Below are 23,379 nucleotides of genomic sequence, written 5' to 3'. Positions count from 1 at the left end.
GCTACCGTCAGTACCCGGGATACTTCCGCCAGATGTTCTGCGTGTCGGTGTGGTCGATCTGCCAATCCGGGTAGGCGTAGAGGTCGTCGGCGATCTCGGTGATCACATCACGGAGTTCCAGTGGCTCCAGCCAGTGCGCATCGATTGCCCGCTCGCCGAGCGCGGCACCGAGCAGATTGCCGGCGATCGATCCGGTGGAGTCGGAGTCACCGCTGTGATTGACCGCGAGCACCACGGCGTCGGTGAAGGATTCGGCCACCAGCGCGCAGTAGAGCCCGATGGCCAGCGCCTCGTCGGCCACCCAGCCCTCCCCCAGCGTCGCGACAGCGTCGTGACGCGCTCCCCGGCGGTGCACCGCTGCCTCGGCGGCCTCGACAGCGCCCAGCGTCTCCTCCTGGCCGTCGAACCCGCGCAGGATCCGCTTCGCCTCGGGTAGGGCGTCGGCTAGCGAAACACCCTGGACCAGTTGGTAGACCAACGCAGCCAGCACGCCGGCGGACAGCGATCCGGTCGGGTGGCCGTGTGTCAGGGCAGCGAGGTCGGTGGCGATCTGGAAGGCCTGCTCGCAGGTTCCGTCCGACATCCGATCGACGAACAACCCGACCGGCGCAACACGCATGACGCCGCCGCAGCCCTTGCTGTCGTTGTCGGCCGGTTCACCGAGCCCGGGCATGGCGCGCAGCGCCGACATGCACGTGTTGCCCGGTGCCCGGTTGCTGTGCAGTCGTCGCTCCTGATACAGCCGGCCCGGCTCCCCCTCGCCGAACGGCTCGCCGACTCCGAGGGGGTTTCGGGGACTGCCGCCCTGGGTGCGCAGCCACCGCAGATACGCGTTCGCCGTCACGCCGGTATAGGTGGCTATCCCTTTCATCCGCCCGCGAACCCAGTACCGCAGTAGCCCTTCGGCGGTGAACAGTGTCATCTGGGTGTCGTCGGTGATCATCCCGATCCCGCCATAGGCGGGCGCGTAGCCGGTGATCCCGTCGGGACCGAACCGCCTCAGGATCTGTTCGCGCGGGTCGAATTCCACCGGCGCGCCCAGCGCGTCCCCCACCGCCCCGCCCAGCAGGCAACCGCGGAACCGCCCTCCGGCCGAACCCGCTCCCCGCTGCCGGCCAATCTGCTCGCCATCCACGGTGAGCAGGGTACGTGCGGCCACCGACAAACCGCCTTGACCACCGAATCCGGTGGTCAACCACCTAGGCGATAGGCAGCGAGTCGAACCGCCTACGGTCGGGCCATACGGTGCGCGAGCGCTGGATGAGCACGCAAGCTGTCAATACGTCCGGTCATCGGCGCTCGGTCCACACCGCATCCACAATGGCACCCGTGGGAAGATCGAGGTCCGGCAGCTCGGCCAACAGCCGGGCGTTGTCCACCCTCCGGCTCGCCGCGTCGAGCTCACGGATCGCAATCGCGGCCACCGTCACGCCCTCGGCACGCGCTATCCGCTCAAGCCGATGCACGACCTCATTCGGGATGTTTTGCAGGTGCAACTCCCCCATGACGGCATTCTAATGGCCGTCCTGGGGCCGGATCCGTGTTCCAGTGCTCGGTTGCTCCCGCGCTCGGTCCAGGTACGACGGCGACGAGCTCACCGAAACTCACGTGTGGGCTGCTTTCCTTGCCGCGAGATAGCCCTCACGTAAATCTCGTCGGCAATCGATCCTACGCAGCAGCCCTACCGTCAATCTCGACGCGGAAACTCCAGCGCCAGCAACCCTGCCGTCAATCTCGACGGGAGCCGTCGGCACGCAACAGCCCTGCCGTCGATCTCGACGAAGAAACCCCGTGCGCAGCAGCCCTACCGTCAATCTCGACGGAGAAACACCTCGTTGAGCCTGCCGGTGGCGACATCGAAGACGAAGCCGCGGGCCGACTCGTGCTTGGTGACGAACGGGCTGGCCTCGATGCGGCGCAGCGACTGGCGCACGTCCTGCTCGACGTCGGGAAACGCTTCGGCGGCCCAGTTCGGCTTGACTCCGGTGTCGTCCTGGATGGCGCGCTTGAACTCGTCGTCGGTGAAGGTCAGCATCCCGCAGTCGGTGTGGTGGATGAGGATGATCTCTCGCGTGCCCAGCAGCCTCTGACTGATGGCCAGGGACCGGATCTCGTCGTCGGTGACCACGCCTCCGGCATTGCGGATGACGTGGGCTTCGCCGTCGGCCAGGCCGAGGATCCGGTACACGTTGAGGCGGGCGTCCATACAGGCGACGACGGCGACGTGCCGGCTCGGCGGCAACGGCAGCGGCCCGTGGAAGGTCGAGGCGTATTCGGCGTTGTTCGCCAGGTATTCATCGGTAACCGACACTGAGTTCCTCTCCAGGGCGCATCCGTCGTCGAGCATTCACATCGCACCGTAACCACGGCGCCCGCAGTACCCCACGTTCAGAATCGGCGTGATTGTGACGCACTGTCGCAAGCGCCCCGACACAACAAAAATGACATGCGCCGGTAACAGTCGGCTGCCACACTGGCTCCGCTGACCTGATTCAGCATCTGCCGCCGCAGCGTCGCAGCGCAGCCGATTCAACTTCATCGGCGCCCGATCTCCGTGAGACGGCCACGACCCTGGAGTTCCGACCATGATCTATGTGACGCGTACCTGCCGCAGCCCGGGCTGCACCGCCGCACCGACACCCGGTAGCCGCCGCTGCAGCTATCACGGCATCACCCGCTACCCGGTCGACCGCAGCGCCGGCCAGATCTCCCCGGGCGCGCCCCGGTCCTGACGGGATTAGGTCCACAACCAAGGCATTCACCATCGGACACTGAGATCCCAGCGCACCCGAACTGTGCGGCACGGGCGCTACATTGGCAGCACCATGAGCTACACGGCCAATGACGACCCACTCCTGCTGGGGCAACGTGTTCTGGCCGTCCTGGACGCGGGTCGGCGAGTAGCGACCTACAAGCTGGCGACCTTGAGGGCCCTGATCGACCAGTGCGTCGAACACCTTCCGGATGAGCCTGATGGCACCCTTGTCGTACCGATTCCCGATCTAGCCCGCCGAGTTCTCGACGTCTACTGGCGCCAGGTCCGCCCGTTTGAAGGGCATGAACTGCGCCAGACCACCACGGAACCAGCACGGATATTGGCTGCGGTCCACCGTCTTCAGCAGTCGGTTGGGAAGCCATACATGTCGGTCGACTTCGCCGCGGTTCGAGCCCCCGAGGACTATCGGCAGGCAATTGAGGACATCACGATGTGCCTGGCACAGCAACCTCTCTATCGGTTGCAACGACTATCCGGTTCGAGTACCAGCGACCCCTTCCTCTACGACGACTCCTTCCTGCACTCCAAGATCAGTCGCAAGGTTCTCCGGGATCACGACTTCTCAATCGAGCTCAGACCCGGTGTCGCACAGGGGTTGGCTCGACTTGCCGCGCTGCTGAAGCCCGCTCTAGAGATCATGTGGGTCGACGACGTCCGCCGGATGAACAGCTTCCTCGAACAAGACATCCCAGACGTTGCGGGTCACCTGTTCGGCCGAGAACGTATCGCATTGACTACGGTGCGCGAACCGTTCAAGGAGATCTACGGGCCCTACTGCTTCTACTGCGAATCCCCACTTCCGCGCAGCAACCCGATCGACCACGTGCTCCCGTGGTCGTTGGTGGGAATTGACGGCTTGGCAAATCTTGTTCTGTCCTGCACCAGATGCAACGGCGATAAGAGCGGTTCGGTGCCTGCTGTGGCGATCGTCGACCAGGTGCTCGGTCGTGATCGCGCAGCGCTCGAGCAGATCGCCGTCGATCTGCGATGGCCAACCCAATACGACCGAGTGGTCGCCGCTGCCCGCGGCATTTTCCGCAGCCAACCCGCCGGCATTCCGACGTGAGCCGGATACCGGCGCATAAAGAGCCTAGATATCGCATTCCCTCCTCCCTGGTGGGCGGCGTAGCCAGTCTCCGATGTCGGACCCCGTCGATATCCTGAGTCCGTGAATCCCACCGCGCCACTCCACGACTCCCTCGTCTCCGCCTTGGCGAGAGCGAGGATTCCAGCGGAGAACCATCAATTCATCGCTCGGATGGCCATGGCAGTCGGTATCGCCGAATACCGAGCGGTCGAGCGTCCCGAAAAGCCATACGTAGTGGGCAAGCGACGCGAACACGGCCCCGACCTGTATATCTACTACGGCTCCACCGACGGATTCCGTTCTGAAGATGAGATCGTGCGGTTGCTCGGCGACTCAGTGGAGCGCGGTCCGAGTTCTCGCACTGGAACTTGGTATGTCGCTCATCCCCTCAACAAGATTCGCGCCCCCTCCCAACGTCGATCTGACAAGACACGAACCGCAACATTCTGCGGTTGCGGAATGGAATTGTCGCTGACAGGGTTCTGCGCCAGCTGTGACTAGACACCAGCGAGTTTCGGCGGGTCACGTCTCCAGCGGCAGCCGCCAGACGGACTGATCCGGGTCGATCAGCCACAGCCGCGCGGCGGTGTAGCGCACCAGGCTCACCGACCCGACGATGAGGATCGCGGCCAGCAGGCAGCCCAGGAACGCGGTCAGCAAGGTGACGGCGAAATCGGCGTCACCGGAGGTGGTCACGTCGAACCAGGCGTCGCACACCAGCAGGATCCCGGTGGTGAACGCCGGCAGCACGACGACTTGGCGGTGCTGCCAGGTCAGGATGGCCGTCGCCGCCATGAAGGTGACCAGCAGGATGTCGAAGCCCACCCAGGTCACCGGCCAGTCGTGCACGGTGTAGTTCGGCGGCAGGGTCAGTGCCAGGTAGACGATCCACGGGATCATGAACAGCGCACCGCCGGTCATCAGGCCCAGGTGCGCCTGGCGCAGCCGTTCGACGTAGGTGCGCGGTTTCAGTTGCGCAACAGGGCGTTCCAGACGCCGGATCAGTTCGCGGCGCTGCGCTCCGGTCAGCGCGTCGATCTGCGCATCGGTGAGGATGTCGTTTGTCATCGGGAAACCCCTTGCCGTGCTTTAGAGTCCGCTGGGATAGGTCTCGGGTGTCTGCCCGGCGATCCACACCGACGTCGGGTCCAGCGGCTGCAGGGCCCGGGTGTGCTCGATGTGGATCATCGCGTCGTACTGGTCGGCGGGCCGCACGTGGTAGTAGTGGCTCTGCCGCTCGGTGGCCGGCAGGTAGATGACCCCGATGGCGCGGGCCAGCCGAATGGTCTCCAGCGCCTCGGCGGCCGGGCCGCCGTCGTGCATGGCGACGAAGAACGCCTCCTTGCCGGTTTCGTGGAACAGTTCCTCGATGCTGCCGGGCAGCGCCGGGCGCACGGTTTTGCGGTGCGCGACACCGCCCCATTCGTCGGCGGCGGTGACCGTGCCGCGGTAGGTGGAAAAGCCGATCAACCGGCTGTCCGCGCCGTGGCGTTGCCGGACCAGCTGCCCGAGGGTCAGTTGCCCGTCGGCGCCGACCTCGGTCGCCCGGGCGTCGCCGACGTGGGAGTTGTGCGCCCACACCACGATCCGGGCGGGTTGGCCACCGATTCCGCGGTGCCGGTCGAGGTGGGACAGCAGCGCGTCGAGGGTCTGGGCCATATGCCGGTCGCGCAGGTTCCAGGAGGTGACCCGGCCGCTGAACATGGCGCGGTAGTACTCCTCGGCATTGCGCACGGTCTGGGCGTTCTGCTGCGCGCAGAACAGTTCGTCCTCGGCGACCAGCCCGTCGTGGCGCAGATAGCTGATCGCCTCGCGATGTACCTCGACCAACTGCGCCACCGCCTCCCGCTCGCACGACGGGCCGGCGCCGAATGCCTCGGCGTAGCCGTAGGCCTGGCCGTCGTCGGCGGTGGCGTGGTCGAAGCAGGCGTAGCGCGCCCGAGCCCGGGCCGCGGCCGCGGGGTCGACGCCGTCGAGGTAGGTGATCACCTCGTCCATGGAGCGGTGCAGGCTGTAGAGGTCGAGCCCGTAGAACCCGACGCGATGCTCCGTGGCCCGGCCGTTGTGTTCGCGCAGCCAGGTGACGAAGTCGCGGACCACGTCGTTGCGCCACATCCAGCCCGGGAACCGCTCGAATCCCGACAGCGCGCCCTCGGCGGAAACGTCGTTGCCCTGGCCACGTACGTAGCGGTTGACCCGGTAGGCGTCGGGCCAGTCGGCTTCGGCGGCCACCGCGGTGAATCCCTTGTGCTCGATCAGCCACTTCGTGATTTCGGCACGGGCGGCGTAGAACTCGTGGGTGCCGTGCGAGCTTTCGCCGATCAGCACGATGCGGGCGTCCCCGATCAGTGCGTCGAGGACCTCTGCCGGCGGTATCCCGTCGGGGGCGTCGACCGCGGCCGCGCTGACCGCCATCGCGGGCGATTCGGGTGTCGATTCGGCCGCGGCGGTGGTCGGAGTGGCCAGCAGGGTGCGCACCTCGTCGTCGGTGACCTGGGTGAAGTCCCAGAAGGATTCGCCGACGGCGAAGAACGGGGTCGGCATCGACGCGCAGACGAGATCGTCGACCATTCCGGCGAATTCGCGGCAGGTCGATTCCGGTGCGGCGGGCACGGCGACGACGATCTGGGCGGGTTCGTCTTCGCGCAGCGCCAGGACGGCGGCGCGCATGCTGGCGCCGGTGGCCAGGCCGTCGTCGACGAGGATCACCACCTTGCCGGCGACCTGCAGGGGTGGTCGGCCGGATCGGTAGACGGATTCGCGGCGTTCCAGTTCCCGGCCTTCGCGTGCGGCGACCTCGCGCAGTTGTTCCGGGGTGACGCCCAGGCCGCGCACGACGTCGTCGTTGAGCACGACCCGGCCGCCGCGGGCCAGTGCGCCGACGGCGAACTCCTCCCGCCCGGGCGCGCCGAGCTTGCGGACGATGTAGGCGTCCAGCGGCGCCTGCAGTGCGGCCGCGACTTCGAAGGCAACCGGGATTCCGCCGCGCGCCAGACCGAGCACGATGACGTCGGTGCGGCCGCGGTAGGCCGAGAGCAGTTCGGCCAGCACGCGTCCGGCCTCGCGGCGGTCGCGGAACAGCCGTCGCGGGTGGTCGCGTCGGGCGGTGGTTCGCGCCATGATCGTTCGATTCTGATGAAGGCGGACAAGGGTTTCCGGGGACGGCTCAACGGCCGGTCGTCCGTCGGGTGCGGGGCCGGCGAAGCTGGCTGTGGTGCGGGCCGAACTCCAGGGTGAGCAGGACCACCAGCGCGGGCAGCAGGTCGACGGGCGTGAGCAGCACGTAGCGCTTCTGCCCCAGCGCGTCGTACTTGCGGACGTAGCGGTACAGCGATTCGAGTTTGATCAGTCCGTCGGCAGCGTGCAGGACCGTCCGGGCGAGGCGATGTGCGGGGCCGTCGGGATCGGTGGCGAAGATGTCGGTGAGCGGCGCGAAGGACAGCGACAAACGCTGTCCGCCATGGTTCTTCGCCCAGTCGATCATGCCGACCGTAAGCCGTTCGTCGGTGCCGTTGGGCGCGTCGGAACGCCGCCAGGGCAGATCCAGGCTCACCTCGGAACCGGCGCCTGCGGTGGCGTAGCGCTGGAATCCCTGCACCCCTCCGGTGTGGTCGCGGGCGACGATCAACCAGGTGCCCGGATACCGGCTGGTCAGCGTGCCGTCCAGCATCATCGAGAAACCACGCTCGGCGTCAATCGATTTCGTCGATCCGCGGGCGACCGCGAGGAGTTCGTCGTGTAGGGCCGCGGTGATGTCGGCTTCGGGCAGCACGGTGGTGGTCATGCGCGCGTTGTGGGTGCGTTGCACCGCCTGGCGCAGGTTGCGTTTGCCGCGCCCGTGCAGGGTGAAGGTGGCGACCTCGACGACGGCGTCGTGGCCGATGGGCACCACCCACCACGGGCGGCCGCGCACCTGCCGTCGTCGCCACAACACAGCGCATCGTGGTGAGGCGGCCAGTACCAGGGGCCGCCAGCCGCGGTCGCGGCACAGTTGGGCAAAGGCGTCGATCGCGTCGGGATAGGCCCGCCGGTCGCCGACCGGGTCTCCGGATACCACGGCGAACCCCGCCCGCACCCGGTAGGCCACCGCGGCAGTGGCGTCGGCGCTGAAGACGTAGCGCTTCTGCCGGTCCATGGCGAATGGTGCCAGCGGGTCGCCGCGGGTCTGGTCGATCAGAGGCCAGATCACCGGCAGCAGGTGCGGCTCGGCGGGCGCGCCGGTCGGCCACACCAGGACCGCAGCGGCGACCAGCACCGCCAGGTAGGTGCCGGTGGCGTGGCCGTGGGCCTGGGTGTAGACGGCGACCAGGCAGGCCAGCGCGGCGAGCCCGGCGTGCGGTGTGGTCACCGGGCGGCCCAGCCGCAGGCCGCGGAGGACGACCAGGACGGTGGCGGCGGCCAGCGCCGTCGGCAGCGCGCGATGTTCAGGCCCGTGCACCGCAACGGCGAGCCACCCGACGGCCAGCACCAGTGCCACCGCGAGCACCTCGACGGACAGGGTGCGCGGCCAGACGCGGGCCAGGCCGTCCTGCGCAACGGGCAGGGTGGCCCCCGCGCGCAGATCCGCTCCGGCGACAACCATCGTGACTACCAAGGGTAGGCGCGATCGGCGGGTGACAGCAGGGGCGAATGTCACCGCGGGCGGCGGCTATGTCACAGGCCGTCTAGCGGCGCAGCCGGCCGCGCGCGTCCTCACGCAGGTGCGAGGCCTCCTGGCGCAGTTCGCTCAGCGCCTCACCGATCACGATTCCCGCGTCGGTGGCCCGCTCCGAGGCGACCGCCGCGGCGTGAGCGACGCGGGGCTTGGCAGCGTCCACCACGTCGGCGAGACGCTCGGCGGCCACCGACGTGCGGCCCTCGATGCGGTCCCCGAGGCGCGCCGCGGCAGTCCGGGCGCGGTCGACGTACTCCTCGAAGTCACTGGAGTCGTGGTCACCGACCAGACCGGGGGCGATGGCGGCCGCGCGTGCCGAGGCCTTCTTGGCCAGCCGTCGGGCCCGCCACTGCACGCCGGGCTTGCCTTCGGTGTCGAATCCGGCGATCAGCAGGCCACCCATCAGGGAGGCGTCCTTGAGGAATTGGGTGGCCTTCGCGTGGCGGGCGGTGTCGTCGGGCTCGTTCCAGAAGTCGTGGGTGACGGTGGCCGGGGCCATCGAGCCGGCCAGCACCAGTGAAGCGATCCGCGGAGCCTTGCCCGCGGCCAGCAGCAGCCCGCCGGCAAGTTGCACGGCGCCGTAGGCGCGGGCCACCGTCAGGTTGTCCACCTGCCCGGTGGCCCCGAAGTCGGCGGCGGTGTCGAGCATCGGCTGGGCGGCGTCGGCGACCGGCGTGGGGTTCACCAGCGCGCGGAATCCCGCGTAGATGAAAAACGAGCCGAGCAGGGGGCGTGCGATTTGGCGGATCACGTCGTCGATGTCCTTACGTTTCGGGGTCAGTGCTTTCCCATGATTACCCAATTCACCGACGAGTTAGTCCCTTATCTGCCGATGATGTCGGATCGCACAGTCGCGGCTGGATTCGGCGCAGGGGGCACAAGTAGGGCTGAGGACGTCTGCGCGACGGCCCGGAGTTGTCGGTGGCCGGTCATAGGCTCTACACCAACCGAATAGGAGGCCCCGACATGAAGGTTCTGGTGGCAACGGCACTCACTCAGGGAGACCGGCGAAACGACTACAACTATTGCGTCCCAGGCGAACCCGTTTGGGTGCAGGACCCGTGTGACCGGGACAGGCGCAATCCCGACGGCGGCTGCGGCTGCGGTCGCGGATTCGCCGGTCTGGCATCCCATCGTGCAACGACGACCGCGCAGATCGTCGAGGTGGCGATGACGCGCGACGAGCTGATCCTGGCGATGCGCACAAGTCTCACCGACGGCGGATGGCCGCCGGAGTGGGCCGCCGACGTGGCCGACGACAACATCTGCATCGCCTCGGTGTTCCCCGTCGGCACGGTCATCGAGCGCAGGCTCAACGAGTTCTGGCCGCGGTATTCGCAGGCCGCGTAGCTCAGCGCGGGCTGCTCAGTGTTTGCGCAGGGCGTCGATCAGTTCGCTTTTGTTCATCGAGGACCGTCCGTCGACGCCGAGCTCGCGGGCGCGCTTGCGCAGGTCATCGACGGTCCACTCGTCGTAGGACGGTGAGTGTCCGCCGCGCCGGCCGACGGCGCTGCGACCGGATTTCGCGGCGGCGTTGGCGATCCGCGCCGCCTTCTCCTTCGATGCGCCGTCGTCACGCAGGTCTTCGTAGAGTTTCTTGTCCTTGACGCTGGGTCCGGGATCACGCGCAGGCATGGCAATCCTTTCGCTTGTCGCGGGGCTTGTACACAAGGACTACCCACTACCGGACGGTCCAATCCACACCGGAGACCTAGACTCGACGACTACGCACCCACAACCTCGATCCGGCACCGTGGGCCGTGAGCGCGGGCGAGACGCTCATCAAGCGTCAGAAGCGTGGCCCCAAGCAATTCCGCTAGCGCTACATAGAACGCGTCCCACCCTCGAACGGAATCCCTTAGCTGCCAGACCCGATCGAGCAAATACCGATGACTGAACCGTTCGCCGGGCCAGTCCCTCAAATCGGCTACAGCTTGTCCCGCAGCCGTACCGTCAAGATTGCCTCCCAGATACTGCGCGCGAATGACACCAAGGACTTCGACATCAATCACCTCTGGAGCGAAATGATCCGAATCGGCGGTCACTCGCGCCGCAATTTGCGGAGCTCGCGGCGTATCCGCCACGACCTCGAACAAGCAGGAGGCGTCAACGACGAGCATCGGGCCACTCACCCCGCCATTCGTCGAGCGTCGCGAGCACCTCCTGCGTTGACACCTGCGACGGCCTCCGGTGGGTGCGCCGCAACCATTCGGCGATCGAGGGTCGAGCAGCGAGCTTCGCTGCCTCACGGCGCAACAGCTCAGGCACGGTTACGCCCTCTTCACCGGCGCGTCGGACCAACCCGGCATAGACATCGTCATCGATATCACGAATCTGCACTGTCTTAGGCATACATGCATTATCTCATGCATAAACGCATGAGACCAGTTCAAGACGGTGAAATGCTGCATCACTACGACCTCGTTTCCATGAGGCCATGGTGGCACCGACCACCGACAAGTGAGGTTCTCCCCGGGACGCGCTACCGGCCCGCCTCGATCTGCGCCACCTTCGCGTCCGCCGCGGGGCCGCAGAACTGCTTGAGGTCCACGGGCCCGGCGGCGACGAGTTGGTCGACGCGCCGCCCGATCTCCCCGTTGGCCAGCCGGGCGTACAGGTTCGTCCCCGGACAGGAGGTCGAGGCGAAATCGCGGTGTCCGCCGAGGGTGTTCGGGGCGATGTGGAAGTTCTGCGTCGCCCAGGCGAAGGCGAGCGCGGCGCCGTGCAGCTGCGCCTCGGTGATCTCCTCCTGGTCGAAGTCGCCCTCGCAGAGGACCAGGAAGTGCCCGGCCGGGTCGTATTCGGTGGCGGTGTCCCCGGCCAGGTGCCAGTCGCGCAGCTCGTAGATGTTGCCGTTGCGGTCGACGCTGACGTGATAGGCGATGTCGATCCAGCCCTTGTCATTCTGGTGGTAGCGCTGATGCTGTCGCAACCGGGCCGGGGCGTTGCTGTTGTCCCCGAGCACCACGGCGGTGTGATGCAGCGTCATCCGGGTGATGGTGTGCGGCCGGCCGCCGGGGCGGGCCGGCTGGGCGCCCCAGGCCGAACGGCACAGTTCATCCACTGGGGTGACGACGGGCGGTGCGGTCGTCGTCGACGGTGGTGCGGCAGCCGGTGACGACGGCACCGGAGGTGCCGGGGACTCTCCCGGCGGCAGCGACGGTGACCCGGGCATCGGGTCGGCGCACCCGGCGGCGACGGCGGTCAGCCCCAGGGTCCCGGTCATCTGCAGCAGCCGACGGCGGGTGATCGCGTCCGAGCACTCACCGAACGTTGGAGATTCCCCCATGCCCGACGACTGTAGTGGCCGGCGGCGGGCCATCGCCGATCCCGGTCCGCCGTCGCTGTTCAGACACCGGGCCTATGCTGCGCAGGTGCAGGAGTTCACGCCGTCGTTGCCGCCGGAGCTCGACAACGTTCCCTCGGCGGAAGGACCGCTGCCCACGCCCGCCGACCTCACCGGACGGCCCTATGCGCTGCCCATCGACCTGCTCGGCGAAGTGCACGGCCCGATCTTCTACGCCGACTTCAGCGGGATCCGCAAGCTCTACGTGTGCTCGCTGGAACTGGTGAACGAGCTCTGCGACGAGACCCGGTTCGTCAAGAACCTGACCCCGACGCTGGCCCGGGTGCGCCCGCTGGCCGGTGACGGGCTGTTCACCGCCTTTCACGGCGAACCGAACTGGCAGAAGGCCCACGACGTGCTGCTGCCCGGGTTCAGCTATGCCGGGCTGCGGAACTATCACGGCGCCATGCTCGACATCAACTCGGAGTTGATCGCCCGCTGGGATGCCTGCGCGGGACGGCAACCGGTGAACGTCTCCGACGACCTGCAGAAGCTGGCGATGGACACCGTCGCGCTCGCCGGCTTCGGTGCGCGGTTCGATTCGTTCGACCACGACGGCCTGGCGCCCATCCCGCAGTGCTTCACCTCGGCGCTGATCGGGTCGGTAACACACGGAATCACACCGGAATTCGAGCGTGACCGCGACACTCTGCACCGGTACTTCGATGAGCTGATCGCCGGTCACCGCGCCGACGGTACCGCCGATGATCTGCTCGCCGTGATGCTGGCACACGACGCCGACGGACGCCCGGTCCTTGACGTGGACAACGTCCGCAACCAGATCATGACGTTCCTGATCGCCGGGCAGCTGACCACCTCGGAGCTGATGCCCACCGCGGTGTACAACCTGGTGCAGCATCCGGGTGCACTGGCCCGGGTGCGCGCCGAGGTCGACGCGGTGTTCGGTCCCGACGACGACTACGTGCCCAGCTACGACGACATCGGCAAGCTCGGCTATCTGCGCCAGGTGATCAGCGAGACGCTGCGCCTTTCACCACCGGTTGCCCAGTTCGACCGAATGGCGTTGGCCGACACCATCATCGGTGGCCGTTACCCCGTCGCGGCCGGTGAGGCGGTCACCGTTCTGACCGGTGCGCTGCACCGCCAGGGGCAGTGGGGCGACAATGTGGAGCTGTTCGACCCGTCCCGGTTCGACCCGGAATTCGCCGACGTCCGGCCCAGTGCGTTGTTCAAACCGTTCGGCACCGGCGAGCGGTCCTGCATCGGGCGTCAGTTCGCGCTGCACGAAGCCACCATGCTCATCGCACGCCTGGTCCACCGCTACCGGCTGATCGACGCGAAACACTATGTGCTGACCTGGGATGGGGTGGGGCGCCGGCCCGTCGGCTTCCGGCTCGAGCTGGTGCGGCGCACCCCGGCCGAGCGGGCCCGGACAGCCGTTGCGGAACCCGCCGGCACCGACCAATTGCAACCGAGAACGGCGGTGCGCACCGGGACCACCCTGGCCGTTCTGCACGGCTCCAACCTCGGCACCTGCCGGACGCTGGCGGGACTGCTCGCCGAGGAGACCGGCGACATCGGTTGCGCTACTACGCTCGGTCCGCTCGATGACGCCGCGGGCGGGTTCCCCGACGTCGACGCGGTGGTGATCGTCGCGTCGTCTTACAACGGTCAGCCCACCGACGATGCCCGCGCATTCCTGGGGTGGTTGCTCGGCGACGACGCCGCGGTGCCCGAGAACACGGCGTTCGCCGTTCTCGGCGTCGGGGACCACAACTGGGCCGACACCTACCAGTCCGTGCCCATCCGGATCGAGGAGCGACTATCCGCGCTCGGGGCCGCGATGCTGCTGCCACGCGGCGCGGTCGACACCTCCGGGGATCTGGTGGGCGGGGTGGAGGAGTTCAGCACCGCGCTGCGGGCCGCCCTGTCGGCACGGTTCGGCGACCCCGACGCCGAACCGCTGAGCGACGACGACGAGCCGCTCTACGACCTGCGCCAGATCACCGGCCCGGTCACCTCCGCGATCGACGCGCGGTTCCGGGTGCAGCCGATGACCGTCGTGCTCAACGAGGAACTGGTCAGCGCGGACAACTCACTGGGCCAGGCGAAACGCTATGTCCGCGTGACGCTTCCCGACGACGTCGACTACAACACCGGGGATCACCTGACGGTGCTGGCGGACAACCCGCCGGAGGTCGTCGACATGGCGATCGAACTGCTCGGCGTCGACGGGAACCAACGGTTGTCGATCAACCCGCGGCGCACCTCGCGGCGGGTGATCGCGCTGGATCGCGAGGTGAGCGTGCGCGAGCTGCTCACCCATTTCGTCGAACTGCGCAAACCCGCGACTCGCAGCCAACTGCTGCGGCTGGCCGCGACCAACCCCTGCCCGCCGGAGCGGCAGCGCCTGGAAGAGCTCGCCGACAGTGCCGAGCCGTGCCTGCTGAGTCCGATGGAATGCCTGCAGGAGCACCCGGGCTGCGTGATGACCGGCGCGGAACTGTTGGAGCTCCTCGAACCGATGACACCGCGGCACTATTCGATCGCATCTTCGTCGCGGCTGTCGCCCAAGGAGCTGGCGTTGATCGTCAGCGTCCTGGACCGCCCGGCGCACTCCGGCCGGGGCCTGTTCAAGGGCGTAGCGTCGAATCACCTCGCCGATATCGCTCCTGGCGGCCAGATCCGGGCGCGGGTGGATCCGGCGCGTCAGGCGTTCCGCGCCGGCGCGGACCCGCAGCGCAACGTGATCCTGGTCAGCGCCGGAACCGGCGTGGCCCCGTTCTGCGGGTTCCTCGGCGACCGGCTGTCCGCGCGGCAGAACGGTGAACCGTACTCACCGGCGTTGTGTTTCTTCGGTGTTCGCGACCCCGAGGTTGACTACATCTTCCGGGACCTGTTCGAGGAGGCCGAGCGGCTCGGCATCGTCGCGATGCGGCCCGCATTCTCCCGCGCTCCGCAGGACCGGGTGCGCTACGTGCAGGACCGGATCGCCGCCGACGCCGACGACGCCTGGGCCCTGCTCGGCGACGAGACCAAGGACACCCACGTGTACGTGTGCGGGGACGGGGCGCGGATGGCCCCGGCGGTGCGGGCGGCGTTCCGCGAAATCTACTCCGCGCGCACCGGTGCCGACGATGATGCCGCGCGGGCCTGGCTCGATGGTCTGGTGGCCTCGGATCACTACGTCGAGGACGTGTGGGCCGGGTAGGTTCGTTGTCACGCACGGCCTACCGTTCGCCGGCGGCCCGGTGCCGCGGCCGGCGGCACCCCTACGTCTGCAGGGCGCCTAGAACCGTTCCGACCGAGTATGTTTCGTCTTCCACCGCATCGCCGTAGCGGAGCACACCGGCGCACGGGGCTGGAATGTCGACCGTGACCTTGTCGGTACCGACCGAATAGAGGTCCTCGCCCTCGGCGACGGCCGCGCCGTCGGGCACCAGCCAGCCGAGGAAGGATCCCTCGGTCATCGTCACGTCGAGTTTCGGCATTTTTATATCCACGTGTTCGCGCCTTTCGGGTTCGTTCAGCCGGACAATCTCAGTGCGAGTGCGGGGCAGGAATCCACCGTCTGTCGCACCGAGGCTTCTTGCTCTGCGGGTATCTGCTCGACGAGCACTTCGGCCTGTCCGTTGTCGCCGACCTGGAAGAGGTCGGGCGACAGGGCCTCGCACACGCCGTTTCCAACGCACCGGTCGGTGTCGACGGTCACCTTCATCGCCTACTCCTATCTGGTGAGAACCGTGCAGCCGCTCAGCCCGGGCGCCCCGTAGACGTGGGACAGTGCCACTCGGGGTTGCCCGGCGACCTGCCGATCGCCGGCGGCACCGCGCAGTTGCAGCACGTTCTCGTGGATCTGCCGCAGGCCCGACGCGCCGATCGGTTCACCGTTGGCCAGACAGCCGCCGTCGGTGTTGATCGGCAGGCGGCCGGTGAGTTCGGTTGCACCGGAGTCGATGAGCTCGGTCTGTTCGCCATCGGCGCACAGCCCGGTCTCGGCCATATGGATGATCTCGGCGCCGGCATCGGTGTCTTGCAATTGGGCCAGATCGACGTCGGCGGGCCCGATACCGGCCTGCTCGAATGCGGCGGCCGCGGCGTCGACGGTCGGGCTGACCCCGCGGCGAATCGACAGCGACGGGCTGAGGACCTCGAAGGATCCGGGACGACGTGTGCGCACCACCGACGACGCGACGTACACCGGGTGGGGGCTCAGCTGCTTGGCTTTCTTCGCGTTGCACAACACCAGGGCGGTGGCGCCGTCGCCCGGCGAGCACAGCATGTACTGCCGCAGCGGATCCGACAGCATCATCGACGCCGCGATGTCGGCCTCCGACAGCGGTTTCCGCCGCCAGGCGTTGGGATTGAGCGATCCGTTGCGGAATGCCTTCGCCGCCACCGCGGCCAGCAGCCGTGCCGGCAGACCGAATTCATGCAGATAGCGCCGGATCTTCAGTGCGAAGAATTGCGAGGTCAGTGCCAGACCTGTCGGCCCGTACCAGTCGCCGAGCCCCAGCGCGGCCGGGTCGATGGTGAACGCGCCGCGCGGGTGCGAGTCGAATCCGACCACCACGGCGAGATCGGCCGCCCCGGCCTCGATGGTGTGCACGGCGGAGATGAGGGAACTGCTGCCCGTCGCACAGCCGTTGATGACGTTGAGGAACGGGACGCCGGTCAGTCCAAGGTCCGACACCAAGGTGTCGGCGGTGCCGGCGGACATGCTGCCGCCGACGGCGTAGTCGATCTGCGGCCAGGTCACCGATGCATCGGCCAGCGCCTGGCGCACCGCGGTGACCGCTTCGGCCCGTACCGAGGTGTCCTGGAAGCGCCCGAACGGCCGGCAACCGACACCGACGATTGCCACCGATGTCATGACGGATCTCCCTGTTCTCCAGCCGGTGCAAAGGCGAAAGTCTGGGCGATCTCGCCGGATTCGGTGACGACGTCGACGCCGGTGAGCACCATCGGCATGCCGATCCGCAACCGGTCCGGGTCCGATTCCGTCAGCCGTGTCTCCACGACGACCTCACCGAGAAGTTCCACGTAGCCCACGCCGAATGGCACGAACTCGTCGGCGGGGCCGTAGTACGGGGGGCTCGGTGGCGGAAACCGTTGCACGGTCCAGCTCCACAGCACGCCGTGGTCGGCCAGCGGCATGTCGGTGATGTCCGCCCCGCCGCAGTCGCGGCACGACTGCTTGCGTGGGAATTCGACCTCGCCGCAGGCGCCGCAGCGGCCGCCGAGCAGCCTGAGCCGGCCGTCGACGACCTCCATGATGCCGGGATCGATGAGCTCAGCCACTCGACTCCTCCTGTTCTGTCTGGTTGCGCTGTCTCCGGACGCCACGCTTTTCCACAACTACGTCGCCCAGCACGCCCGCCTGGCAGGCCAACCGGACATGCTCGCCGCGCCCGCCCCGATCTCCCCTGAGGTTGCGCACCGCCTGTGTCTCGGCCGCCGAGGGTTCGGCCAGGTGCTGGGCTCCCGCCAAGACCCCGACGTGGCAGACCAGGCAGTCGCCGTTTCCGCCGCAGACCGTCGGCCAGCGCAGGCCGGCAGCCACCGCGGCGGCCATCACCGTCTGGCCCGGAGCGGCCTCGAAGGTGATTCCGGACGGCGCGACGGTGACGGTTGGCACGTCAACCGCGCCGGAGTTCACGCCACGGCTTGCCGCGTCCCGGATCGATCTCCCGTTCCAGGCCCAGCACCCGCTCACCGACGATGTTGCGCTGCACTTCCGACGTTCCACCGGCGATGGTGAATCGACGGCTGTCCAGGAGCGCATGGGTCTCCGGCGGCATGACGTCGTCCCAGTACGCCGCCTGCGCTGCGCCCAGTTCGAAGCCGAGTTCGCTGATCTCCTGGGAGAGCTCCGAGAGCACCAGCTTGGTGATCGACCCCGTGGGGGATCCGCCGGAGGTGCGGGACTCGGCAACCGAACGCAGGTTGGTCAGTGCCAGTGCATGTTCGGTAACGAACAGGTCCGTCAGCCGGTCTCGGACCAGGGGATCTCTCCAGCGTCCGGTGCGCCGAGCCAGCTCGAGTACCGGTTGCAGCGGGTATCCGCTGGCGCTGGAGGTTTCCGAGAGCCCGGAACGTTCGGCGTTCAGGGTGGTCATGGCGACGCGCCAGCCCTCGTTGACCGGTCCGAGGACGGTTTCGGGTCCGAGCATCAGATCTTCGAGGAACACCTCGCAGAAGTGCTCGTCGCCGGTGAGTTGGCGCAGCGGGCGAACGGTCACACCCGGCGCCGTCATGTCGACCAGAAAGCAGGTGATTCCCGCGTTTTTCGGCTGATCCGGATCGGTGCGCGCCAGCAGCATCCCATAGCGGGACTCGGTGGCGAACGAGCTCCATACCTTCTGACCGTTGACCCGCCAGGCCCGACCGTCTTCGGGCACCGCGCGGGTGGCCAGGCTGGCCAGGTCCGAACCCGCTCCCGGTTCGCTGAAGAGCTGGCACCACATGCCGGCGCCGGCGACGATCCCGGGCAGGTAGGTGCGCTGCTGTTCGGGGGTGCCCCAGGCCATGATGGCCGGCCCGATCAGCATCAGCGGGACGAAGTAGTGATCCGGCAGACCCGCGCCCTGCTCGACGAGTACCGATCGGACCACCGCGGCCTGTTGCTCGCTGTAGCCGAGACCACCGTGTTCGCGCGGCCAGTGCGGCACGGTGTAGCCGCGCTCGCCCAGTGCGGCGTACCAGGCGGCGGCGGCCTCGGCGTCGATGTCGGCCAGCAGCGCGAGGCTGCCGGGCGCCACGGCGTCGCGAAATTTCCCGGGGAGATGTTCGCCGACCCAGGCTTGCACCTCGGCGCGAAGTTCTTCAGACACCGTATCCGTCCCGTCGATCGATGAGGTCGGCCAGGCGCTGCCGCCACGCGCTCGGTGAACCGGTCAGCGCGACCGTCGAGTTGGCTCTCCGCAGATAGCGGTGTGCCCAGTGCTCCCAGGTGATGGCGATGCCACCGTGCAGCTGGACGGCGGCCTTGGTGACGGCCAGCGCCGTCTGCCGGGACAGTACCGCCGCCACGGCCAGGTCGATGTCGGTGCCCGGGGACCCCGGATCGTCGGTGAGCCGCCAGGCCGCACCGTAGACGGCTGAGCGGGTGAGTTCGACCGCGGCCAGCAGATCAACCAGGCGATGTTTGACCGCTTGGAAAGAACCGATGGTGCGGCCGAATTGGACCCGTTTGTCGACGTATCCGACCGTGCCGTCCAGGACGTGCTGGGCCGCACCGAGCAGCTCCGCCGCGGTCAGCAGGCCGGTGCGCCGGGCGATCGCGGCCGCCGCCGCCTCGGCGTCGTCACCGCGAAGCAGCACCGTCGGTTCGACGCCGGTGATCGCCAGTCTGCCCAGCGGTCGAGACAGGTCCAGTCCGGAGAGCTCCTCGACCGCGCTGTCGATACCGGTGATCAGGGCTACCGCGGGTGCGCCGTCGAGGGTCCCGGTGACCAGGACGCGGTCGGCGCCGGGGCCGTTCCAGATCGGTTGCAGCAGCGCGTCGACACCGCCGGACGCATTCGTACCGAGTTCGGCTTCGGGGCCGGCGAAGCCGACCGTCCGAGTACCGTCGCGCAGCGGCTCGACCAGCGACGTATCGCCCGCATATGCCGCCAGTGCGCCCACGGCCACGCCGGGCAGCAGCGGGCCGCCGAACAGCGCCGCGCCTGCCTGCTCGGCGAGGATCGTCAGGTCGACGGCGGTGGATTCGCCGGTGTCGAAGACGATCTCGTCGACGCCGACGTCGGAGAGCAACCTGTGCCAACCGGTCTCGCCTGCGTCGGCGAAGAAGTCGCCGAGCACATCGCGCAGAGCGTCGTGTTCCTCGGTGAACACGAACTCGCCGGATCCGGCCGTCCGTGTCAGTTCGGCGGTATCTGTCATCGCCCTACCCACCGATCCCCGCGGGGTGCATCCCGGCCAGATACCGGTCCCGCAGCTGCCGCTTGTTCAATTTCCCCATCACCGATCGCAGATCGAAGTCGACCATCTCGACTAAGTTCGGACACTTGTAGTGCGCCAACCGTTCTCGTGTCCAGCAGGCCAGTTCGGCGGGATCGAGACCGGGGTCGTCGCTGACCACCAGGGCACACAGTTGTTCGCCCAGGTCGTCGTGCGGAATGCCGATGACGGCGACGTCGACGACTCCCGGGTGCCGGCGCAGCACGGCCTCGGACTCGGCGGGATAAATGTTCACGCCGCCGCTGACGACCATGTCGGAGGCACGGTCGGTCAGGAACAGGTAGCCGTCGGCGTCGAGGTAGCCGATCTCGCCGAGCGCGAAGACGCCGTCGGCGACGTAACTGCGTCGGGTCTTCTCCGGGTCGCCGTGATAGCTCGGGCGATGGTCGCTGGTCGACCGGACACAGACCAGACCGGCCGCCCCGACGGGAAGTGGATCACCGTCCTCGGAGCGGATGCTCAGCTCGTAGCCGGGCATGGCCCGTCCCACCGAACCCGGGTGCTCGAGCCACTCGGTCGAGTTGATCAGCGTGACGGTGCCGGCCTCGGTGGAGCCGTACGCCTCGACGAGGATCGGGCCGAACCAGTCGATCATCGCCTGCTTCACCTCGACCGGGCAGGCCGCACCGGTGTGCACGATGCTGCGCATGCTGGCGACGTCGTGGCGTTCGCGGACCTCGGCCGGCAGAGCCAGCAGGCGGGAGAAGTGGGTGGGCACCATCATGGTGGCTTCGGTGCGTTCGCGTTCGATGGTGGCGAGCACCCGCTCGGCGTCGAACTTCGGCACGATCACCAGCGGTGAGCCGGCGAGGATGCCGCGCACCCCGGTCATCGGTCCGGTGTGGTGCATGGGGGCCACCACCAGATGCTTGCCGGGTGTGCGGACCGGTGAATCGACCACGCGCTGGACGTATTCGACCATCGACGCGCCGCCGGGGAACATCTGGTCGGGCAGTTCGACGCCCTTGGGATAGCCGGTGGTTCCCGACGTGTAGTACAGCGGCTTGGCGGGCGCGATGTCGGCGGACGGTTCGGTGTCCGGGCACTGCGCGATCGCGGCGTCGAAGTCCGGTACGTCCGGGGCACCCGGGGGTCCGGCGGCGCCCCAGGCCAGCACCGCGACGTCTGCCGCCGCGCGGACGGTCGCGGCCACGTCGGCGCTGCACAGCACCGTGTGCACGGCGGCGTCGCGCAAGATGTAGCCGACCTCGTCAGCGGTCAGGTGATAGTTCACCGGTACCGCGGACAACCCGGCGTAAGTAGTGGCCAGGTGCGCCAGCGCGACGTGTGCGCTGTTGGTGCCCATCACGGCCACTCGCTGTCCCTGTGGAACCTGCTGCGCCAGAAGCCAATTCACCGTCCGGTTCAGGTGGGCGTTGAGCTGCGCCCAGGTCCACGAGGTCGAGCCGTCGGACAGCGCCACCGCGGCCGGATCCCGGCGCGCGTATTGCTCGATCGCATGCACCACGGGAGGTTAGCCGTGTGTTCCCGCGGTGGCGCGCGACCGTGCCAGGGCTGAGCGCGCCGCGGCCACGATGGCGTCCTCACCCGGTACGAAGGCGTCCTCGAGCGTCTTCGCAAAGGGAATCGGGGTAACCGGGCCGGCGACCCGCTGCACTGGGGCCCCGAGCTCGTCGAACAGGTTCTCGGTGATCATCGCGGCGAGTTCGGCGCCGAATCCACCGCGGCGCACGGCCTCGTGGATCACCACAGCGTGCTTGGTCCGGGCCACCGATTCCAGAATCCGGCTCTCGTCCAGCGGGACGAGCGAGCGCAGGTCGATCACCTCGGCGTCCACCGACTCCCGCGCCAGCGCCTCGGCGGCGGCCAGCGCGGTGTGCACCTGGCGGCCGTAGCTGATCAGGGTGATGTCATTGCCCGCGCGGACCGTCGCCGCGGATCCGAGCGGCACGACGTGGTGGCCGACCGGAACGGGCTGCGGGGGCGCGAAGTACAGCAGGCTCTGCTCGACGACCACCACCGGGTCGGGGTCGAAGATCGCCGCGGTGAGCAGTCCCTTGGCGTCGGCGGGGTTGCTGGGCACCACGACCTTCAGGCCGGGAATGTGGGTGAGCCACGCCTCCAGCATCTCGGAATGCTGTGCCCCGAACTGCATTCCGGCGCCGGCGGCGCAGCGGATGGTCAACGGCACGGTCGTCTGGCCGCCGGACATGTAGCGGAGTTTCGCGGCGTGATTGGACACCTGGTCCATGCACACGGCCAAAAAGTCCATGAGCATGATCTCGGCGACCGGTTTCATGCCGGCTATCGCGGCGCCCACGGCCGCTCCCACGATGGCCTGCTCGCTGATCGGGGTCGCGCGTACCCGGTCGGTGCCGTACTTGGTGGAGAGCCCGGCGGACACCTTGAAGACGCCGCCGCTGGGGTCGGCGATGTCTTCACCCAGCAGGATCACCGACGGGTCGCGGGCCAGCGCGTCGTCAAGGGCCGAGCCGAGGGCCTGGAAGCCGAGCATCGGCGTCGTTTCCACGGTTTCGCTGCCTGTTTCGGCGGTCATCGCGTCATACCCCTTCGTAGACATCGGTCAGCAACTCGGCAAGGTCGGGGACCGGGCTGGCTTCGGCGAATTCGAAGGCGTCCTGCACTTCGGCCTTCGCCTGCACCTCGATGGCCGCGGCTTCGTCTTCGGTGAGCACGCCGTCGGCGATCAGGGCCGCGCGCATCCGCAGCACCGGGTCCTCGGCGCGCCGGGCCTGCAGTTCACCGGGTTTCATGTATTCGTTCTGGTCCGACATCTGGTGCCCGTAGAACCGGAAGGTCATGGCCTCCAGCAGAGTCGGCCCGTCCCCGGCGCGGGCCCGGTCCACGGCGGTGCGCGCCGCGTCGTACATGGCGACGGGGTCGTTGCCGTCGACCCGGACGCCGGGCATCTTGTAAGAGGCAGCGCGATCGGCCACCCGGTCCACGCTGGTGCCGTCTTCGAAGGCGGTGTGTTCGGCGTAGTGGTTGTTGTGACAGCAGAACACGACCGGCAGCCGCCACAGCGAGGCCAGGTTGCAGGCCTCGTGGAACGCCCCGATGTTGGTGGCACCGTCACCGAAGTTGACGACGGTGACCCGGCCGGTTTCCTGTAGCTGGGCGGCCAGGGCCAGGCCGTTGGCGATCGGCAGGCCGCTGCCGACGATGCCGGTGGTCACCATCAGGCCGGAGTCCGGATGGGTGATGTGCATGGGGCCGCCCTTGCCCTTGCAGGTGCCCGTGGCCTTGCCGAAGAACTCCGCCCACAGCTCCCGCATCGGCACGCCCTTGGCGAGCTGGTCGTGCAGGCCGCGGTAGGTGGTGACCAGGTAGTCGTCGGAGCGCAGTGCCGCCCCGACCGAGGCGGCCACAATCTCCTGGCCGCGGGGCGAGTAGTACTGGGCGCTCACCTGGCCGGTCAGGATCAGCGAGCGGAACTTCTCGTCGCAGACCTTGATCCTGGTGGCGGTGATGAAGATCCGTGTCAGCTCTGCCGGCGCAAGCGTCATCAGCATCCCGTCTATTAGTCGGTCAGTCAATTAATTAGTAACAGCGGTCACATCGCCGTGTCAACCGGGGGTTTCGATGGTGGCGGCGACGTCGCGTCCGCG

At 68.0% G+C, this 23,379-nt stretch carries 26 protein-coding genes; 5 read left to right on the top strand and 21 right to left on the bottom strand.

Annotated elements, in window-relative coordinates; genetic code table 11:
* Positions 1-7: 7 nt before the first annotated feature.
* The 3 genes from G6N16_RS08795 to G6N16_RS08785 form a co-directional block, all read right to left on the bottom strand.
* Positions 8-1,120: an ADP-ribosylglycohydrolase family protein gene (locus tag G6N16_RS08795; protein ID WP_197913117.1), complete on the bottom strand. Its 1,113-nt coding sequence runs from the start codon at positions 1,118-1,120 to the stop codon at positions 8-10.
* 169 nt (positions 1,121-1,289) lie between these two features.
* Positions 1,290-1,505 (bottom strand): hypothetical protein, encoded by a 216-nt coding sequence (locus tag G6N16_RS08790; RefSeq protein ID WP_083032960.1) that lies wholly within the window; start codon positions 1,503-1,505, stop codon positions 1,290-1,292.
* A gap of 305 nt (positions 1,506-1,810) precedes the next feature.
* Entirely contained in the window at positions 1,811-2,311 is a 501-nt protein-coding gene (locus G6N16_RS08785) for a beta-class carbonic anhydrase (protein ID WP_083032958.1), read from the bottom strand.
* 274 nt (positions 2,312-2,585) lie between these two features.
* Here G6N16_RS08785 and G6N16_RS08780 point away from each other — a divergent pair, with 274 nt between their 5' ends.
* The 3 genes from G6N16_RS08780 to G6N16_RS08770 all read left to right on the top strand — a co-directional run bounded on the left by G6N16_RS08780 (position 2,586) and on the right by G6N16_RS08770 (position 4,364).
* Positions 2,586-2,732: a hypothetical protein gene (locus G6N16_RS08780; protein WP_163787833.1), complete on the top strand. Its 147-nt coding sequence runs from the start codon at positions 2,586-2,588 to the stop codon at positions 2,730-2,732.
* Positions 2,733-2,825: 93 nt separating this feature from the next.
* Positions 2,826-3,842: an HNH endonuclease gene (locus tag G6N16_RS08775; RefSeq protein WP_083032968.1), complete on the top strand. Its 1,017-nt coding sequence runs from the start codon at positions 2,826-2,828 to the stop codon at positions 3,840-3,842.
* Positions 3,843-3,944: 102 nt separating this feature from the next.
* The gene (locus tag G6N16_RS08770; RefSeq protein ID WP_083032957.1) at positions 3,945-4,364 is read left to right on the top strand and encodes a hypothetical protein; all 420 of its coding nucleotides are present in this window, start codon (positions 3,945-3,947) and stop codon (positions 4,362-4,364) included.
* A 21-nt stretch (positions 4,365-4,385) separates the two neighbouring features.
* Here the strand turns inward: G6N16_RS08770 and G6N16_RS08765 are convergent, their stop codons facing one another.
* From G6N16_RS08765 to G6N16_RS08750, 4 genes are all read right to left on the bottom strand, one after another.
* Entirely contained in the window at positions 4,386-4,931 is a 546-nt protein-coding gene (locus tag G6N16_RS08765; protein WP_083032955.1) for a hypothetical protein, read from the bottom strand.
* Between the two features lie 21 nt (positions 4,932-4,952).
* Positions 4,953-6,983: an erythromycin esterase family protein gene (locus G6N16_RS08760; RefSeq protein ID WP_083032954.1), complete on the bottom strand. Its 2,031-nt coding sequence runs from the start codon at positions 6,981-6,983 to the stop codon at positions 4,953-4,955.
* Positions 6,984-7,029: 46 nt separating this feature from the next.
* Complete coding sequence (locus G6N16_RS08755; RefSeq protein WP_083032952.1) at positions 7,030-8,445, bottom strand: MprF family protein; 1,416 nt, start codon at positions 8,443-8,445, stop codon at positions 7,030-7,032.
* A gap of 82 nt (positions 8,446-8,527) precedes the next feature.
* Entirely contained in the window at positions 8,528-9,268 is a 741-nt protein-coding gene (locus G6N16_RS08750; RefSeq protein WP_163787832.1) for a DoxX family membrane protein, read from the bottom strand.
* Between the two features lie 215 nt (positions 9,269-9,483).
* Here G6N16_RS08750 and G6N16_RS08745 point away from each other — a divergent pair, with 215 nt between their 5' ends.
* Positions 9,484-9,867, top strand: coding sequence for a DUF7715 family protein (locus G6N16_RS08745; protein ID WP_083032949.1), 384 nt, complete (start codon positions 9,484-9,486; stop codon positions 9,865-9,867).
* Positions 9,868-9,882: 15 nt separating this feature from the next.
* Here the strand turns inward: G6N16_RS08745 and G6N16_RS08740 are convergent, their stop codons facing one another.
* From G6N16_RS08740 to G6N16_RS08725, 4 genes are all read right to left on the bottom strand, one after another.
* Positions 9,883-10,152 carry a Rho termination factor N-terminal domain-containing protein gene (locus tag G6N16_RS08740; protein WP_083032947.1) on the bottom strand — a complete coding sequence of 90 codons (270 nt, stop codon included), beginning with the start codon at positions 10,150-10,152 and terminating at the stop codon, positions 9,883-9,885.
* Between the two features lie 89 nt (positions 10,153-10,241).
* Positions 10,242-10,637, bottom strand: a complete 396-nt coding sequence (locus tag G6N16_RS08735; protein WP_083032945.1) for a type II toxin-antitoxin system VapC family toxin — start codon at positions 10,635-10,637, stop codon at positions 10,242-10,244.
* On the bottom strand, positions 10,624-10,869 hold the full coding sequence (locus G6N16_RS08730; RefSeq protein WP_133052988.1) for a hypothetical protein: 246 nt from the start codon (positions 10,867-10,869) through the stop codon (positions 10,624-10,626). The genes G6N16_RS08735 and G6N16_RS08730 overlap by 14 nt, the downstream gene beginning before the upstream one ends.
* A 130-nt stretch (positions 10,870-10,999) precedes the next feature.
* Positions 11,000-11,806 carry an N-acetylmuramoyl-L-alanine amidase gene (locus tag G6N16_RS08725; RefSeq protein ID WP_234805988.1) on the bottom strand — a complete coding sequence of 269 codons (807 nt, stop codon included), beginning with the start codon at positions 11,804-11,806 and terminating at the stop codon, positions 11,000-11,002.
* Here G6N16_RS08725 and G6N16_RS08720 point away from each other — a divergent pair.
* Positions 11,805-15,035: a cytochrome P450 gene (locus G6N16_RS08720; protein ID WP_234805987.1), complete on the top strand. Its 3,231-nt coding sequence runs from the start codon at positions 11,805-11,807 to the stop codon at positions 15,033-15,035. The genes G6N16_RS08725 and G6N16_RS08720 overlap by 2 nt on opposite strands.
* Positions 15,036-15,096: 61 nt before the next feature.
* Here the strand turns inward: G6N16_RS08720 and G6N16_RS08715 are convergent, their stop codons facing one another.
* Genes G6N16_RS08715 through G6N16_RS08670 form a run of 10 tightly spaced genes read right to left on the bottom strand, consistent with a single transcriptional unit; the run spans position 15,097 to position 23,277 of the window.
* Complete coding sequence (locus tag G6N16_RS08715) at positions 15,097-15,315, bottom strand: lipoyl domain-containing protein (RefSeq protein WP_234805986.1); 219 nt, start codon at positions 15,313-15,315, stop codon at positions 15,097-15,099.
* Between the two features lie 35 nt (positions 15,316-15,350).
* A complete protein-coding gene (locus G6N16_RS08710; RefSeq protein WP_083032942.1) occupies positions 15,351-15,542 on the bottom strand; it encodes a ferredoxin in 192 nt (63 codons plus the stop codon).
* Positions 15,543-15,551: 9 nt separating this feature from the next.
* The gene (locus tag G6N16_RS08705) at positions 15,552-16,697 is read right to left on the bottom strand and encodes a thiolase family protein (protein ID WP_083032941.1); all 1,146 of its coding nucleotides are present in this window, start codon (positions 16,695-16,697) and stop codon (positions 15,552-15,554) included.
* The gene (locus G6N16_RS08700) at positions 16,694-17,125 is read right to left on the bottom strand and encodes a Zn-ribbon domain-containing OB-fold protein (protein WP_234805985.1); all 432 of its coding nucleotides are present in this window, start codon (positions 17,123-17,125) and stop codon (positions 16,694-16,696) included. Before G6N16_RS08700 ends, G6N16_RS08705 begins: the two co-directional genes overlap by 4 nt.
* Entirely contained in the window at positions 17,118-17,462 is a 345-nt protein-coding gene (locus G6N16_RS08695) for a 2Fe-2S iron-sulfur cluster-binding protein (protein WP_083032961.1), read from the bottom strand. The genes G6N16_RS08700 and G6N16_RS08695 overlap by 8 nt, the downstream gene beginning before the upstream one ends.
* A 1-nt stretch (position 17,463) precedes the next feature.
* On the bottom strand, positions 17,464-18,657 hold the full coding sequence (locus tag G6N16_RS08690; protein ID WP_234805984.1) for an acyl-CoA dehydrogenase family protein: 1,194 nt from the start codon (positions 18,655-18,657) through the stop codon (positions 17,464-17,466).
* Positions 18,650-19,711, bottom strand: a complete 1,062-nt coding sequence (locus G6N16_RS08685) for an acyl-CoA dehydrogenase family protein (protein ID WP_083032938.1) — start codon at positions 19,709-19,711, stop codon at positions 18,650-18,652. The genes G6N16_RS08690 and G6N16_RS08685 overlap by 8 nt, the downstream gene beginning before the upstream one ends.
* 4 nt (positions 19,712-19,715) lie before the next feature.
* Positions 19,716-21,254, bottom strand: a complete 1,539-nt coding sequence (locus G6N16_RS08680; RefSeq protein ID WP_163787831.1) for an AMP-binding protein — start codon at positions 21,252-21,254, stop codon at positions 19,716-19,718.
* Positions 21,255-21,263: 9 nt separating this feature from the next.
* Entirely contained in the window at positions 21,264-22,307 is a 1,044-nt protein-coding gene (locus tag G6N16_RS08675) for an alpha-ketoacid dehydrogenase subunit beta (RefSeq protein WP_083032935.1), read from the bottom strand.
* Between the two features lie 4 nt (positions 22,308-22,311).
* The gene (locus G6N16_RS08670; protein WP_197913097.1) at positions 22,312-23,277 is read right to left on the bottom strand and encodes a thiamine pyrophosphate-dependent dehydrogenase E1 component subunit alpha; all 966 of its coding nucleotides are present in this window, start codon (positions 23,275-23,277) and stop codon (positions 22,312-22,314) included.
* Positions 23,278-23,379 lie beyond the last annotated feature (102 nt).

The sequence above is a fragment of the Mycolicibacterium insubricum genome (genome assembly GCF_010731615.1).
GTDB lineage: Bacteria > Actinomycetota > Actinomycetes > Mycobacteriales > Mycobacteriaceae > Mycobacterium > Mycobacterium insubricum.
This window is presented reverse-complemented; position numbering and strand designations above follow the sequence as displayed.

Excerpts from the sequence above, each read along its gene's own strand:
- G6N16_RS08790 (WP_083032960.1), bottom strand. The coding sequence starts at position 1,505 with ATGGGGGAGTTGCACCTGCAAAACATCCCGAATGAGGTCGTGCATCGG.
- G6N16_RS08780 (WP_163787833.1), top strand. The coding sequence starts at position 2,586 with ATGATCTATGTGACGCGTACCTGCCGCAGCCCGGGCTGCACCGCCGCA.
- G6N16_RS08775 (WP_083032968.1), top strand. The coding sequence starts at position 2,826 with ATGAGCTACACGGCCAATGACGACCCACTCCTGCTGGGGCAACGTGTT.
- G6N16_RS08765 (WP_083032955.1), bottom strand. The coding sequence starts at position 4,931 with ATGACAAACGACATCCTCACCGATGCGCAGATCGACGCGCTGACCGGA.
- G6N16_RS08760 (WP_083032954.1), bottom strand. The coding sequence starts at position 6,983 with ATGGCGCGAACCACCGCCCGACGCGACCACCCGCGACGGCTGTTCCGC.
- G6N16_RS08755 (WP_083032952.1), bottom strand. The coding sequence starts at position 8,445 with ATGGTTGTCGCCGGAGCGGATCTGCGCGCGGGGGCCACCCTGCCCGTT.
- G6N16_RS08745 (WP_083032949.1), top strand. The coding sequence starts at position 9,484 with ATGAAGGTTCTGGTGGCAACGGCACTCACTCAGGGAGACCGGCGAAAC.
- G6N16_RS08740 (WP_083032947.1), bottom strand. The coding sequence starts at position 10,152 with ATGCCTGCGCGTGATCCCGGACCCAGCGTCAAGGACAAGAAACTCTAC.
- G6N16_RS08735 (WP_083032945.1), bottom strand. The coding sequence starts at position 10,637 with ATGCTCGTCGTTGACGCCTCCTGCTTGTTCGAGGTCGTGGCGGATACG.
- G6N16_RS08730 (WP_133052988.1), bottom strand. The coding sequence starts at position 10,869 with ATGCCTAAGACAGTGCAGATTCGTGATATCGATGACGATGTCTATGCC.
- G6N16_RS08720 (WP_234805987.1), top strand. The coding sequence starts at position 11,805 with ATGCCCGACGACTGTAGTGGCCGGCGGCGGGCCATCGCCGATCCCGGT.
- G6N16_RS08725 (WP_234805988.1), bottom strand. The coding sequence starts at position 11,806 with ATGGGGGAATCTCCAACGTTCGGTGAGTGCTCGGACGCGATCACCCGC.
- G6N16_RS08715 (WP_234805986.1), bottom strand. The coding sequence starts at position 15,315 with ATGCCGAAACTCGACGTGACGATGACCGAGGGATCCTTCCTCGGCTGG.
- G6N16_RS08710 (WP_083032942.1), bottom strand. The coding sequence starts at position 15,542 with ATGAAGGTGACCGTCGACACCGACCGGTGCGTTGGAAACGGCGTGTGC.
- G6N16_RS08705 (WP_083032941.1), bottom strand. The coding sequence starts at position 16,697 with ATGACATCGGTGGCAATCGTCGGTGTCGGTTGCCGGCCGTTCGGGCGC.
- G6N16_RS08685 (WP_083032938.1), bottom strand. The coding sequence starts at position 19,711 with ATGACAGATACCGCCGAACTGACACGGACGGCCGGATCCGGCGAGTTC.
- G6N16_RS08675 (WP_083032935.1), bottom strand. The coding sequence starts at position 22,307 with ATGACCGCCGAAACAGGCAGCGAAACCGTGGAAACGACGCCGATGCTC.
- G6N16_RS08670 (WP_197913097.1), bottom strand. The coding sequence starts at position 23,277 with ATGACGCTTGCGCCGGCAGAGCTGACACGGATCTTCATCACCGCCACC.